This window comes from Floridaenema aerugineum BLCC-F46, from assembly GCF_041929345.1.
Taxonomy (GTDB): domain Bacteria; phylum Cyanobacteriota; class Cyanobacteriia; order Cyanobacteriales; family Aerosakkonemataceae; genus Floridanema; species Floridanema aerugineum.
Genome location: NZ_JBHFNQ010000017.1, coordinates 30838 through 45421, shown reverse-complemented (window position 1 = coordinate 45421; position 14584 = coordinate 30838). Strand labels below are relative to the sequence as shown.

Annotated in this window: 11 protein-coding genes and 1 tRNA gene; 6 read left to right on the top strand and 6 right to left on the bottom strand. The window is 43.0% G+C overall.

Annotated features, from left to right (window positions below):
* The first annotated feature begins 269 nt into the window (after nt 1–269).
* Both ACE1CC_RS02310 and ACE1CC_RS02305 read left to right on the top strand, forming a co-directional pair.
* Entirely contained in the window at nt 270–2450 is a 2181-nt protein-coding gene (locus ACE1CC_RS02310; RefSeq protein ID WP_413268859.1) for a CHASE2 domain-containing protein, read from the top strand.
* A 238-nt stretch (nt 2451–2688) separates the two neighbouring features.
* A complete protein-coding gene (locus tag ACE1CC_RS02305; RefSeq protein ID WP_413268858.1) occupies nt 2689–2904 on the top strand; it encodes a hypothetical protein in 216 nt (71 codons plus the stop codon).
* A gap of 41 nt (nt 2905–2945) precedes the next feature.
* Here the strand turns inward: ACE1CC_RS02305 and mltA are convergent, their stop codons facing one another.
* A complete protein-coding gene (gene mltA, locus ACE1CC_RS02300; RefSeq protein WP_413268857.1) occupies nt 2946–4214 on the bottom strand; it encodes a murein transglycosylase A in 1269 nt (422 codons plus the stop codon).
* Between the two features lie 108 nt (nt 4215–4322).
* Entirely contained in the window at nt 4323–5999 is a 1677-nt protein-coding gene (nadB, locus tag ACE1CC_RS02295; protein ID WP_413268856.1) for an L-aspartate oxidase, read from the bottom strand.
* Between the two features lie 193 nt (nt 6000–6192).
* Between nadB and ACE1CC_RS02290 the strand changes: the two genes are divergently transcribed.
* Nucleotides 6193–7008 (top strand): carbon-nitrogen hydrolase family protein, encoded by an 816-nt coding sequence (locus ACE1CC_RS02290; RefSeq protein ID WP_413268861.1) that lies wholly within the window; start codon nt 6193–6195, stop codon nt 7006–7008.
* Between the two features lie 168 nt (nt 7009–7176).
* Nucleotides 7177–8406 (top strand): AI-2E family transporter, encoded by a 1230-nt coding sequence (locus ACE1CC_RS02285; RefSeq protein ID WP_413268855.1) that lies wholly within the window; start codon nt 7177–7179, stop codon nt 8404–8406.
* A 146-nt stretch (nt 8407–8552) separates the two neighbouring features.
* Here ACE1CC_RS02285 and fba read toward each other — a convergent pair whose 3' ends face one another.
* The 3 genes from fba to ACE1CC_RS02270 form a co-directional block, all read right to left on the bottom strand.
* Nucleotides 8553–9632, bottom strand: coding sequence for a class II fructose-bisphosphate aldolase (gene fba, locus ACE1CC_RS02280; protein ID WP_413268854.1), 1080 nt, complete (start codon nt 9630–9632; stop codon nt 8553–8555).
* 216 nt (nt 9633–9848) lie between these two features.
* Nucleotides 9849–9920: transfer RNA gene (locus ACE1CC_RS02275), tRNA-Lys, on the bottom strand.
* 91 nt (nt 9921–10011) lie between these two features.
* Nucleotides 10012–10884 carry an aldose epimerase family protein gene (locus ACE1CC_RS02270; protein ID WP_413268853.1) on the bottom strand — a complete coding sequence of 291 codons (873 nt, stop codon included), beginning with the start codon at nt 10882–10884 and terminating at the stop codon, nt 10012–10014.
* Nucleotides 10885–11256: 372 nt separating this feature from the next.
* On the opposite strand from ACE1CC_RS02270, the gene ACE1CC_RS02265 reads away from it, so the two are divergent.
* Together ACE1CC_RS02265 and ACE1CC_RS02260 are read left to right on the top strand one after the other, a co-directional pair.
* Entirely contained in the window at nt 11257–11514 is a 258-nt protein-coding gene (locus ACE1CC_RS02265; RefSeq protein ID WP_413268852.1) for a hypothetical protein, read from the top strand.
* A gap of 826 nt (nt 11515–12340) precedes the next feature.
* A complete protein-coding gene (locus ACE1CC_RS02260) occupies nt 12341–12652 on the top strand; it encodes a DUF6679 family protein (RefSeq protein ID WP_193982428.1) in 312 nt (103 codons plus the stop codon).
* Between the two features lie 106 nt (nt 12653–12758).
* Here the strand turns inward: ACE1CC_RS02260 and ACE1CC_RS02255 are convergent, their stop codons facing one another.
* Complete coding sequence (locus tag ACE1CC_RS02255; protein WP_413268860.1) at nt 12759–14393, bottom strand: MBL fold metallo-hydrolase; 1635 nt, start codon at nt 14391–14393, stop codon at nt 12759–12761.
* Nucleotides 14394–14584: the final 191 nt, after the last annotated feature.

Here is a 14584-nt window from a genome sequence, read left to right as displayed (position 1 = left end):
ATGGTACTAGTGGTTGCTTAGAGTCCCGGGACATTTCACCCTGATAACTCAGGTCATTGATTCTTGAGGGTTAAAGTAAAATAATTGTTAACTATTTTAGCTTATAAATGACTACAAATTAAGTGAAGTTTTACAATACCTAATTTTACTTAAGAAAATTTACTGTCTTTACCTTTGCCACATAAAAAGCCTAATTCACTGATTTGCCCGATCATTAGTTATTAATTAAAGATAGGCACTGCGATAACCTTCAAAACTGAGTAACTGGGATGATTAAACAGTTAGGCATTAGCGGCAAAAGGCTCGGGAGAAAAGTCAAGCAACAGCTTTTGAAAGATCAAAGGGTATGGATTAGCGTAAGCATCGTTGCGGCTGGTTTAATTTCCCTGCGACTGATGGGACTGTTGCAGTTTGGGGAATGGGAAGCTTTCGATCAGTTTTTTCGGTTACGTCCACCCCAATTAGTTGATGAACGAATATTAATTGTGGGTATTGAAGAGGGAGACATCCAGCGCCTTGGTAGTTGGCCGATTCCCGATCGCAATATGGCAGAGTTGATCGAAAAAATCAGTTCTCTGCAACCCCGTGCTATTGGTTTAGATATCTACAGAGATTTACCAGTCCAGCCTGGTCATACAGAGTGGTTAAAAGCGGCACAGACAACAACTAACTTAGTTGGCATTGAGCAACTAGGCAACAAAAATAGTCCCGGAGTAGCAGCACCGCCTGTTTTGCAACAGGAAGAGCGAGTAGGTTTCAACAATGTAGTGATCGATCCTGATGGCAAGGTACGTCGCAATTTATTGTATTGGCATATCAACAATAAACCTCGCACTAGTTTTGCTCTTAAGTTGGCTTTTAGGTATCTTCAAGCAGAAGGTATTAAATCGCAGTCTGCTAAAGACGGTAGTGGTTATTTACAGCTAGGTAAAGCTAGATTCGATCGCTTTCAACCCAATGACGGTGGTTACGTGAGGGCTGATGCTGGTGGCTACCAAATTTTAGCTAATTTCCAAGGCCCAGCAGGTAGCTTTCGCACCGTTTCTATGGCACAAATGTTATCTGGGGAAGTACCTCCTGAGTGGGTGCGCGATCGCATCGTCTTAATCGGCTCAACTGCTGAATCCCTGAAAGATTTTTTCTTCTTCCCTTACAGCACTGGTCTTTTTATTAGCGGCGCAAAACCAATTTCCGGCGTAGAATTGCAAGCGAATTTTATTAGCCAAATTCTCAATGCCTCCCAAGGAAAAACAGTTTTATTTCAGGTTTTGCCGGAATCCTTAGAAGCATTATGGATTTTTCTTTGGAGTTGGTTGGGGGGAATTGTTATTTGGCGATCAAACTCTGTAAAACTTTCTATAGTTCTCATATTTTTCGCCACATTCGCCCTATTTATTATTAGCTATTTGGCATTTTTAGCAGGTTGGTGGTTGCCCTTTTTTCCCCCAATGTTAGGACTTTTAGGCTCTGCTACCATCATTACAGCCTTGGTTGCTCACTTAAAAGAAGAATTAAAACGTTCCAAAGAATTCTTACAAAATCTCATTGATGCTATTCCCGATCCAATTTTTGTCAAAGACAAAGAACATCGCTGGATTGTCTTAAACCAAGCCTACTCTAAATTTCTTGGTTATCCTTTAGAAATTCTCCTAGAAAAATCAGATTTTGATTTTTTTCCTAACCATGAAGCCTATAACTTTTGGCAGCAAGATGAATTGGTATTTCAAAGCGGTGACGCAACAGAAAATGAAGAACAATTTACCAACTCTCAAGGCATTACCCATCATATTGCTACTAAAAGGTCATTGCATAAAGATCCCGCAGGTAACATCTTTTTAGTAGGCATAATTCGTGACATTACTGAACGTAAGCAATTAGAAGAACACCTGAAACGTACCGCCGACGAGTTAGCTCGTTACAATACAGAGTTAAAAGTTTCGGAAGACCGTTTGCGCTACTTAGCTTACCACGATACCCTGACTGGCTTACCTAATCGGAAACTTTTTTACGAACGCTTGAGTCAGTCAATCGAATGGGCAAGTCAAAATCATCACTTAGTAGCTTTGCTATTCTTAGATTTGGATGGCTTTAAACTAATTAACGATACCAAAGGACATGATATCGGAGATCTACTCTTGCAAACTGTAGCTGAACGACTCAAACGTTGCTTACGCAGCAGTGATACTGTTTCGCGTTTAGGCGGCGACGAGTTTACTGTTATTCTTCCTGGGATTCCCTCTTTAAATGATATTGCTAGAGTAGCTGACAAAATTCTCACAACGATTAATCAACCTTTTGTTTTGCAAGGTCACAAAATTTACATCTCCACTAGCATCGGGATTAGCGTCTATCCCTTAAATGGTGAGGATATAGAAACTTTGATTAAAAACGCTGATGCTGCTATGTACTCAGCTAAGGAATTAGGAAAAAATAACTACAACTTTTTTTAAGTTTCTTTAATATTTGTTGTAAATCTGTAATATTACTGAGAAATATCCAAAATATATCTTAAGTATATTTACTAATTTAAAATTTTCTGCTGAAATAGAAAGTACAGCAAAGCGATCGCGAAGCTTACTGAACTGGGAAAAATCAGTTTTATTTAGCAATCATAATTTTCCGGGAAATTACCGATTTTTCTTGGTTAAGCATATATACTAGAATTGAGCAGACAAGGTTTGAGGCACTATGAGTACCTTTTTGAGGTTAGTAGGTTTAGGAACACTGATTGCAGGATTACAATTAGTTATTCCTGAAATATCCAGTGCTACTGTTATCAACAATCACCTCGGAAATTTTTCCTCTGGAGCTAGGTCTAAGCCAGTATTCCGGGTGTATAATAATTACACTCCACCAGACAATGGTGAGCCAAATGACGCAAATCAAGGTTCTGGAACGCGGTGAATTTTGGGATTGATTTGCGATCGCACCTACCAAAATCTTGTTTACTGTTTAAGCAACAAATAGTAAAGATATCCATTACTCACAGTCATTCCCGCCCTTTGTTGAGCTACTTTTCCAGTTCCCAGGAAATAGTCTACCCTGCCAGCACCTTTAATTGCTCCCCCTGTATCTTGATCGAGTACGTAGCGCGACACAGTGTTAAATTGGATTTTTTGATTAGCATCGGCGTAGGGAAGAGGTGCGTGGATTAAAGCTAAAGCGCCGGGGGGCATAATTGATTTGTCAGTGGCGATCGATCTATCTGCGGTTAATGGTACGCTAATGCTACCCGTCGCCGGACGACCATAGTTTTCCTGAAAAAATACAAAACTGCGATCGCGTGGTAAATAATTATCTAATTCTTGCGGATTTTGGTGAAAATATTGCCAAATCACAGGCAGAGTCAGATTTTCTAACGGCAACTTCCCATCATCTGCCAAAGCCTTACCAATGCTGCTATAGTTATAAGCTGTATTCCCTGCGTAACCTACAGTGGTAATCGTACCATCGGTTAAGCGCAATTTTGCCGAACCTTGAATGTGAATTAAGTAAGCTTCTAAGCGATCGCGCAACCAAAACAATTCTAATCCCTTTAACTTACCCTTGTCTGCTTGCAAACCATCTTTTCCTTCCAACTGTTTTCTAGTAGGATGAGGTTTCGACCAAGATTTTAAATTAGGTGGCAAACGATAGAGAGGATAGCGATATTCCGAGGTAGGAGTTCGACTAGCATCATAAACAGGTTCATAATAAGCAGTAAACAATACATTTCCCAACCCATCTCTACCGATAGACTGGTAAAAGACAAACTCTTTTTGTACCTCTGACCAAAGTTGTGCAGCGTCACCAGAAGTTCTGACTAATTGGCGAAATCTGGTTAAACTGCGAATTACGCGATCGCGAGTAATTCCCGGAATAGTATACTTTCGGTAATCAGTAATTGCTTGGGGAGAAGAGAGATAACGTAAACTATTGTCGATCGATTTTAACAGGGCAATTTTATCCCCAGCTTGCTGATTTTTCCCCCAAATTTGCTCATCCATTCCCATATAATTAGGTAAAGGAGTTTTCACAGGCGACAAAACTGGTAAACTCTTGGGAGGTTTAGGAAAATCTCTAAGCAAAATTTGCGGATCGGGAAGTTCTGGAATTAAAAAATCTGATGATACCGGATTAATATTTACAGATTGCTGCCAAAAAGCTAACAACCATCCATAAGCAATCATCAATAATCCCGCATTCAAAGTGATCAAGGAGAGAGTCTTTTTCATAGGTGATGAGGGATTGGGGAATTGGATAATTGGAGAAATTAATTAACTCAAAACTTTTTCCTTAACTCAAAACTCAAAACTCAAAACTCAAAACTCAAAACTCAAAACTCAAAACTTTCCCTCCTCCCCATTCCCCACCGGAGAAGATTGCCACCATTGGTTATTTTGAATCAATGTGTGAGCTTGCCATTGGGGGGAAGTTTCGGGAAAATCAGAGCGATAGTGACCGCCACGACTTTCGGTGCGAAAAACAGCGCTTCTGAGGATTAAGTATGCCACATCTAAAAGATTTCGTGTCTCTCCCCAAAGCTTAATTTGTGCTTCAATGTCCGGGAAATTTAACAAAACATTCTGGGGTGGTTGTAAATTTTGTAAGTACTGACTAAACTCCAAAGCAGCAAAGTCTTTTTGCCATAATTCTACTTGATCGATCGCACCTAACAACTCATCCCCTCGTCGCGAAATCCCCGCACACCGCCACATCAAACGCGGTAACTCCTCTCGAATCAACTCAACTAAAGAAGGCAGAAGGCAGAAGGCAGAAGGCAGAAGGGAAATAGTCCCCTTGTCCCCTTGTCCCCTTCTCTCAAGGAGCAAATTACTCATTTGAGCGCCAAACACGATACACTCTAACAAAGAATTACTCGCCAAACGGTTAGCGCCGTGAACTCCCGTACTAGCAGTTTCCCCCACAGCATATAATCCCGGAATTGAAGTTTGATTCATTAAATCAACTAAAATCCCTCCCATCCAATAATGAGCAGCAGGAGAAACAGGAATTGGTTCTGAGAATACATCAATTCCCCAATGCTGACAAACTTGGATAATATTGGGAAATCGATAACTAATTTTTTCTTTGGGAATCGGGCGTAAATCTAGCCAACCATGAGGTTCCCCTGTATGTTGTAAATGGTGAAAAATCGCTCGACTGACAACATCTCTGGGAGCAAGTTCACCTTTTGGGTGATAATCAAAAGCAAAACGGTAGCCTTGAGAATCGATTAAATGAGCACCTTCACCCCTGACAGCTTCGCTAATTAAAAAATGTGGCGCATTTGGTTTCATTAAAGCTGTAGGATGAAATTGGCAGAATTCCAAATCTCGGACGATCGCACCTGCACGATAAGCCAATGCTACCCCATCACCCGTACTAACTGCCGGATTAGTAGTTTGGCAAAAAACTTGTCCCCCACCCCCAGTTGCTAACACCACAGCTTGAGCACTTACCCAGAGTAACTCACCTTGGTAAATTAAACTTACCCCTTGACAATACCCTTCACAGAGCCAAAGATCCAAAACAAAAGCTGGCGAAAGCACCTGAATATTTGCACGTTCCAAAACTTTAGCAGTGAGAGTGCTCACAACAGCCCTTCCGGTAGTATCAGCAGCATGAAGCACGCGAGGACGAGAATGTGCAGCTTCTAAAGTCAAGGCTAAAGTATCGCCTTTGCGATCGAAACCCACCCCCATTTGTACCAAAGAATCAATACAACTGGGAGCTTGTTCCACCAAAAACTTTACCGCCTCCAACTCACAAAGACCAGCCCCAGCTTGCATCGTATCTTCAATATGGAACTCTGGGGAATCACTCGGATCGATAACAGCAGCGATACCCCCCTGAGCCCAATCACTAGCAGATAAAGGTAAGCTATCCTTAGTAATTAAGCCCACTTGTAAAGATTCTGGCAAACAAAGTGCTGTATAGAGACCAGCAGCACCCGCCCCAACTACTAAAACATCGAATCTATTTGCTAAAGAAGTGGAAATAGAAGAGTGCAAATACAACTCCCAGAAAAACTTTATTTAACAGAGTACTCTGGATTGGAAAATTTTTGGTTTCAGATTTTCCTATTCTCCCATTTATTCCTCTAGAGCTATCCCTCTGTTAGCTAAAATACCATTACTTCTATATTTGAGACGATCGAGGATCAACGTCAAACAGAAGCGAAATTGTTACATAATTACTTGATTTTCCATGATGAAGCCTTATCTAGCCGCAGCCATTCAAATGACCAGTGTACCTGATTTAGAAAAAAATCTGATTCAGGCAGAAGAATTAATCGACCTCGCCGTGCGTCGGGGTGCAGAACTGGTAAGCTTACCAGAAAACTTCTCCTTCATGGGCGAAGAAAAAGATAAAATTGCTCAAGCAGAAGCGATCGCGCAAAAGAGCGAAAAATTTCTCAAAACAATGGCGCAACGCTTCCAAATCACCATCTTAGGCGGCGGATTTCCCGTACCCTTAGATAATGGCAGAGTTTACAACACCGCTTTGCTCATCGATCCTAATGGTACAGAACTCGCCTGTTACCAAAAAGTACACCTATTCGACGTAGACTTACCCGACGGTAACACCTATCGCGAATCTAGCACCGTCATGGCGGGAACACGCATTCCCCCAATTTATCCATCCAAAGAACTGGGAAATCTGGGACTTTCCGTATGTTACGACGTGCGCTTCCCGGAACTGTACCGTCACCTATCCCAAATGGGAGCCGAAGTATTGTTTGTTCCTGCCGCCTTCACCGCTTACACTGGTAAAGACCATTGGCAGGTGTTGTTACAAGCCAGAGCGATCGAAAACACCTGTTATGTAATCGCCCCCGCCCAAACAGGGAGACATTATGCCATGAGACAAACGCACGGGCACGCCATGATCGTCGATCCTTGGGGAGTAATTTTAGCCGATGCAGGAGGCGATCGACCAGGAGTAGCCGTAGCAGAAATCGACCCCCAGCGCCTAGAACAAGTCCGCCGTCAAATGCCCTCACTGCAACACCGAGTTTTCATCTAAATTAATGGGTTATCTAGTACGAGATTAATTGGTGAAATCTTTAATTTATAAGCAATCCCAGTCCCCAATCCCCAATCCCCAGTCCCCATACCCTCAAAAGGTTAGTGTGATCTTATCCCCGCCCTACTACACTAATCACTAATACCACTGAAGAATTGAGCTAGTTTCATGGTTAGTTCTCGACCATCCCCACCAAAAAGTAAGTTACTCAACTGGTGGGAAGCCCTAACTCCATTGTCGCGCCTACTAGTAATTGCCCTAGCAGCACCACTTACCGTGTTAAATGCTTGGGCATTTTCGGAAATTTTCGGTTATTTTGAATCCCTGTTTGTGATTCTGCTAGTAGCTTCCCTGTTAGCTTTTCTCCTGAGCTATCCCGTAGACTGGCTAGAACAACGGGGAGTCAACAGAGCTCAAGCAGCAATCTTCGTCTTCTTATCTACAGTGTTGATTTTGGTAGCAGTGGGAGTAACACTAGTGCCACTAGCCTTTACCCAAGCCCAACAGTTAGTAGCAAGATTACCAGAATGGATCGACTCAGGACAACGCCAACTAGTAATGATCAACGAAAGAGTTGACATAGTAGGATTACCCATCAGTTTAGATGGATTAATCGGGCAAATTAACGATCGCTTAAAAGCCAACCTGCAAAACATAGCCGGAAGAACCCTCAATCTCGCCTTAAATCTCACAGTATTAACTGTAGTCAGATTGTTAGATGTCTTATTGACAATAGTAGTAACCTTTTACTTACTGCTTCATAGCAAAGATATTTGGGTTAGCTTAATTCAGTGGCTACCGACACGCATTCAAAAGCCATTCTCTCAGACATTGCGATCGAGCTTTCAAAACTACTTCACCGGACAAATAATCCTAGCCACCTGCATGGCTTCTGGATTAATCTCCGTTTTCCTACTACTAAAAGTACCCTTCGGCTTGCTATTTGGCCTCACCATAGGTTTAATGGCACTCGTACCCTTTGGCGGCTCCGTTGGCATCGGACTAGTAACCTTTCTCGTCGCCTTAAGAGACATTGGATTAGCCTTACAAGTTCTAGCCGCCGCCCTCATTGTCCAACAAATAGTCGAAAATATCATTGCACCCAGAGTATTAGGCAGTGTCACCGGATTAAATCCCTTCTGGGTATTCATCGCCATCCTAACCGGAGCCAGAATCGGCGGACTCTTAGGAGTAGTACTAGCAGTACCCACCGCAGTAGTCATCAAAGAAGCACTAACCTCCATCCGTTCCGTCAGAAAAGCCGACGAAGCCCAACAAAATAATCACACCACCAAAGACAACTCTGCCATCATCAAAGCCAACAACGATAACTCCTCCCTCAATAACACTAAACCCAATCCCACATCAACCGAATCAGTTCTAGAAGTCAAAGAATAAAAAGTCTGTTGTCACGACTTCAGTCGTTTCAAGGCTGGGCAAAACACGACTAAAGTCATCACTACAAACCAACAAAAAAACGGGTAGCCTGAAAAACTACCCGCAATATTCATGTAAATTAGAGGCTAAATTAGCAAAATTGCCATTTAGACCGTCGCAGCAGTCTTAGTCACAACGTTCAATTCGCCCTTAGCATACTTAGCTGCATAATCATCCAAAGTCATTTGCTTGATCTTGCTAGCATTACCAGCAGTGCCGAAAGCTTCATAACGCTCAGCACAAACTTTTTGCATATACTTGATCGAAGGCTTGAGGAAGTGACGCGGGTCAAATTCACTGGGTTTTTTAGCTAGTGCTTCCCGTACCGCAGCAGTAATTGCCAAACGGTTGTCAGTGTCAATATTCACTTTCCGAACACCACTCTTAATACCCTTTTGGATTTCTTCCAAAGGTACACCATAAGTTTCAGGAATTTGACCACCGTACTGGTTAATCAAGTCTAGTAAATCTTGAGGTACAGAGGAGGAACCGTGCATTACCAAGTGAGTGTTAGGTAAGCGGCGATGAATTTCTTCAATCCGGCTGATAGCTAAGATTTCACCAGTTGGCTTCCGGGTAAACTTGTAAGCACCGTGACTGGTACCAATAGCAACTGCCAAAGCATCAACTTGAGTTTGTTCCACAAAGTCAACAGCTTCATCAGGGTCGGTCAACAGTTGGTCATGAGATAATGTGCCTTCAAAACCGTGACCGTCTTCTTTGTCACCCTTTCCAGTTTCCAGAGAACCTAAACAACCCAGTTCACCTTCAACACTTACGCCGATCGAGTGAGCAACTTTCACTACTTCACGAGTAACATTGACATTGTACTCGTAGCTAGCAGGAGTCTTGGCATCAGCTTCTAAAGAGCCGTCCATCATCACGCTAGTAAACCCATTTTTCATGGCTGAGTAGCAAGTAGATGGCGCATTGCCATGATCTTGGTGCATCACAATGGGAATCTCAGGATAGGTTTCCACTGCCGCTAAAATCAAATGGCGAAGAAAATTTTCTCCAGCGTATGAGCGAGCGCCACGAGAAGCCTGCAAAATCACGGGACTATCTGTTTCTTTAGCAGCCAGCATAATCGCTTGGATCTGCTCCATATTGTTAACGTTGTAAGCTGGAATACCGTATCCATTCTCAGCAGCGTGATCCAACAGCAGCCTCATTGGTACAATCGCCATAAGTGGTCCTCCTATATTTGGTTGCTCAGCTAATTGGGTTTGTACAATCTTAAATGATTAGAATAATCTTAAGATATTTTGCGACTCAATGGAATCTCTTCTAGGAATTTTTGCTCAGATTGCTCAGAAAGGGTACTGGATGCCAAGATAAATTATTTAATTATCTCCCCTACTCCGGGCGCACACGCAGGTGCGCCCCTACTATCAATTAAAAAATGGGTCGCCCGGGATTCGAACCCGGAACTAATCGGTTAAAAGCCGAGTACTCTACCGTTGAGTTAGCGACCCGTGTTATTTATGTTTTTCGCAACGTTTATCACTATAGCACAGCTATTCAAAAAAATGGAAGGGGTTGAGGAAAAAATTTTTCCGGTTGCGATCAACTCAGGGTTACGGTGAGAGCAACTACTGTTTCTAGGGAGGCTTCTGGCTCTAGAATAATCAGTTGTTCGCCTGTGTTCATGGCGTTGCGAGGGGCACTCCAAGGTTCTAAGCAATAGAAATCTTTGCCTTTGACAGTCCAAAACACGACTCTAGAGTAGGCATCATCGTAACTCAAATGTAAATGTAGGTTGCGGCTGTTATCGGTAACGCTAGCCCAAACATCGGTTAAATCGCGAAATGCCACATCTATTTCATCGCTTTCAAAGTCGAAACTGCCTGTAAAGGGGTGAATTGTTTTATTTCGCTGGTCTTGGTATTCAGTTGAGGGAATCTGGAACTGGAGTGTGGTTTTATCTACGGTGGCGAAGTAAGGATGCAGTCCTGTAGAAAAGGGCATGGATTCAGCAGATTTGTTGGTGTAACTTTGCCGAATTTCTAAGGTGCTACCTTTGAGTTGGTAGGTGAAGATAACTTGAAAGTCAAAGGGGTAAAGCTGCTTTGTTTGGTCGTTGCTTTCTAAAAGCAGGGTGATGCTGGCGCATTCTTGGGTTTGTTGGTCGATTACTTGCCAAGGTAAGTCACGGGCAAAACCATGTTGTTTCAGTTGGTATTCTTTACCGTGAATGGTGTAGGTGTTGTCAGGTAAGTTGCCGCAGATGGGAAATAAGATGGGTATTCCGCCTCTTACGGTTAAGTCGGGATTGGCAAATCTTTCGGCATCTAAATAGAGAATTTCTTCGTCTTGTAGCTGCCAGCGGGTGATGATTCCGCCTCGTTCTGGTACGACTTCCATGCGGGATTGGGCATGATGGTCGGTGAGAATGTAGGTTTTGTATTGCTGCTGTTGGATTGCGATCGCAAACTCCATAATACTCCCCTGTTCAATCTAATGGATGCTCACCTCACTACTTTACTAACAGATCGATCGCTTTTGCCTTTCGATAATCTTTACCAAGGTTTTTTAATTAACCCTGACTATCTTTACAGTCTCTTAACAGTAGCCCAGATAAGCTATTACCATAGATAAATTTCTCAGTTGCCGTCTTAAACTTCTACTCGGTAGCAAAAACTGTCAGAGCAATATTTGAAATCAGCGATTTAAAAGCCTCAGTGATTCAAATCACACTTTAACAGTGGACTTTATCACAACTTGCTACCGCTCTCAGTCATTTACCTCTAAAAGCAAATGTTTAAGACTAGAATTGACGGTTAACGCATCAAGGATGCTCAGGAAGTAGTTATGATTCGTTCACTAGTTAAGTCAGCTTTTCAAACAGGGTGTTTAAGTGTTGCTTCTGAAGGTCTTATTGGTCAAGTTCTGGCCCATAAAGGCTATCAATCCGCTGACTTAGATGCCCTCTCTTCCTTGTACAATGCAGTAAATTCTGGTCAAATTGAGCGAGAGGCACGCGGGGCAGTCACGCAAACTCTCATAGAGTACGTGCAACCCTGTCTAGAAGATACGCATCAACTAACTTTTCTGGTTGGAGGAGTGTAGTGTATTCATAGATACATCAAACAACTCATAACTGAGATTTAATTACAGGCAAGGACTAACGGCAAAACTCCGAGCAGGCAAATTGCCGTTAGATAGATTAGGTAGTCTGTAAATAGGAAAAAATTGTGCAATTATTTTAAATATTAGAATTTACTCTTGAGATTGCTCTGCGATCGGTTACATATAGTTGACAAGCAAAAAGTAATGCAGCAAAAAGTAAATAAATAATCTGCTTTGCTAAAGGCTTTAGCAGATTTGCTCAGTTTAGCAAGAAAGAAAAAATTATTTTCCCCAGGGCTTCCAGAATGGCAATTGTGAGGGGGCAAGTGCTAACAGCTTAGATGGGGAAAGGGTTTGAGACAGCTACCCAAGGGAAAAATTTCCTCATTTGTACAGTTTGCTGCGGTGATTACTACAAAAATGGTAGTTCTCCCTAGAGTAATAAAACAGAAGTATTGATAGAATAAAAGGTATCTATATAATGGCGTTTCCTCACACGCGATCGAATCTAGTTGAACGCTACTATCCTTAAATGATTACTACCACCGTTACCGAGAAACCAAAGAATTTTTTTCCACCTGCTATCTGTTGCTCAATTCGAGATAAACTTTTTCTAACCTTAGCATCAGATAAACATCAGGATGTTGTCTGCTTCTGCAGCAACAATTTATGCTGAGGTGCCTAGATCTCAATGGTTACACCTCTGAGTATCTGGGTTGAGATGAAATGGCTGGCTAAATGTTAAGAAATTTTCCCGAAGTCAGTCGCCAAAGATAGATTAACAAACTAAGCACTTGAAGAGTTCCCTGTTCAGGAGAAACAATATATGCTACACCGCAAGATATATCAACTCTGTTGCGATGGTCGAGAAGTCTGTGTGTTCTTGCGGGACCAGCAACGTTGGATTGAACGCGCCCGAATCATCGATATTGAGGGTGATTTAGTCACTTTGCGCTATGAGACAGACGAAGATGATGAAGTCTCTTCTTGGGAAGAGATGGTACGCTTAGAAAGTATCGGTGCGGTGAGTCAAAAACTAGCTTCTGTACCGAGAGGCAATGTCGAACCTCTAGTTTCGGATGATTGTCCAGAAGCAGAGCAAATTCGCAATCATTTCCCGGATTCTAATCTAGATTAATTAATAGGTAATGGGTAGTGGGTAGTGGGTAGTGGGTATTGGAATTCCTAGTCCCGAGTACCGATTACCTACTACCAGCCTGAATCTTGTCAACTAGCAAGTTGAGTTAATTAGAATTGTCGCCGTTTTCCCGTTCTGGCTTCAAAGAGGGTTCAAATACAGGACAGTATCCGTCCGGTGTCACTTTAAAATCAAACAGAGGTGATGCTGGATTTCGGCAACGTTGTCCGCGCATATAACGACAGTTGCCGCAGCAAGCTAGGTCAGCGGGTAAGCGATCGCTTCTTTGGGTTAATAACTCTCGTTGAGTTAACCCGCGCAATACCAGTTCCTCACCTTGCCAACGTGCTTCCACTAAACCAGTATCAGCAAAATTTTGCCAGCGGGGGTCGGCAGTAATTGTGTCTGGTAAATTAATGGTGACGATCGTACCTAATTCCGTAAGTTCGCCTTCGTAGTTAGTTTCCGGGGCAGCGGGTTGTAAAAATGTTTCCCCGATCGGCAATTCTACAAGTGTACCAGCGTTGGGGGAATGTAAGTGGTAGCGGTTTTGTAACTCCTCCAAGCTAGTTAAATCTGCTAAATAAGTGGGAGAACCGTGAACAAAAACAACGTGCTGCGGGCGCAAATTATGGATCAGCTGGGTTGTACCGGGGCCATCACAATGTTGCGCTAACAGGTAACTTTCCACGCTGAGAGTCCCTGAGTTTTTGGTGTGAATCTGATAATCTTCGATTGTCGATCGTCCTGGTCTTTGCGGTAATAAAACTACCCAAGCTTCAGCATTAGGATAAAGATACTTACTCAAATCAACAGTTTCATCAGTTAGCACAATGCAGCTAGTTTTTCCTAGCTGGGGGACTTGTTCAGGTTGTAGGCGGCGCACACGGGGGCGCACTCGTTCATCCCAAAATAAAGGTTGGTGACGGGAAAAGTTTTGGACGGAAGCGGGAAGATGAGGTAATAGTTCGAGATAGGCATCACATCCAGAGGCGACTGTGCCATCTACCCAAATATCTAAGTCTCGACCTGTAAATAGGTGATGACTCCGCAACAACATGAGGATTTCTTGACCTAATCCTAATGCTGGGACTGGCATGAGGATGGATTTTCCGGTGCTAATGGCGCGACTAATGCGTTCTGCGAGTTGGTTTTCTTGCTGACGACGGTGGGGATGACGGGCAGTGCCATAAGTGCCTTCAATAATGAGAATATCCGGTTCGATTCCCCGTAAAGCGTCGAGGGGTAAACCTTCGACTAAGCGGGAGTTGGAGAGGAAAAAGTCGCCTGTGTAGAGGAGTGTGTAGCTGCGACTGAGGGCGGTGTAGGTGAGGCGGATTGCAGATGCGCCTGGTAAGTGTCCAGAGGGGAATAGTTCGGCACAAAGTCCGTCGTGAAATTCGATTGGCGATCGCCAAGGTAAAGCTTGACAAAATGACGGGATTTTGCTTGGGTCTGTCTCAGGCCAGTTCAGCGGCAATAATTGAGTAGTAACTTCACTGGCATAAATTGGTAGCTGGGGAAAAGCTTTATGTAATGCTAATAAACCTCTAGCATGATCGGGATGGGCGTGGCTACATAATACTAAATCAGCTGGTGGTATTTTTTTGTTAGGAGCAAACAACGCTGAAATGTCAGCCATGCCACAATCTAAAAGAATGCGATATGGCCCCATCCGTAGTAATAGACAAATCCCTTCACCTGCATGATTGACACTGTAGGGCAAGCATTCTAGATCAATCACGATGCCTTCCGTTACTTTTTCGCTAACCTGAGATGAATAGGACTTACGCACTGACACTAAATATAGTGGAATGGTGCGTTACGTTGGCACTAACGCACCCTACGGAATTAGGCTTTGCGTAAGTCCCGATGGAAGAGTAAAAAGGCAAAGAGCGGTAGGTGCTAGGCACAGGCTCCGCGATCGGGAAA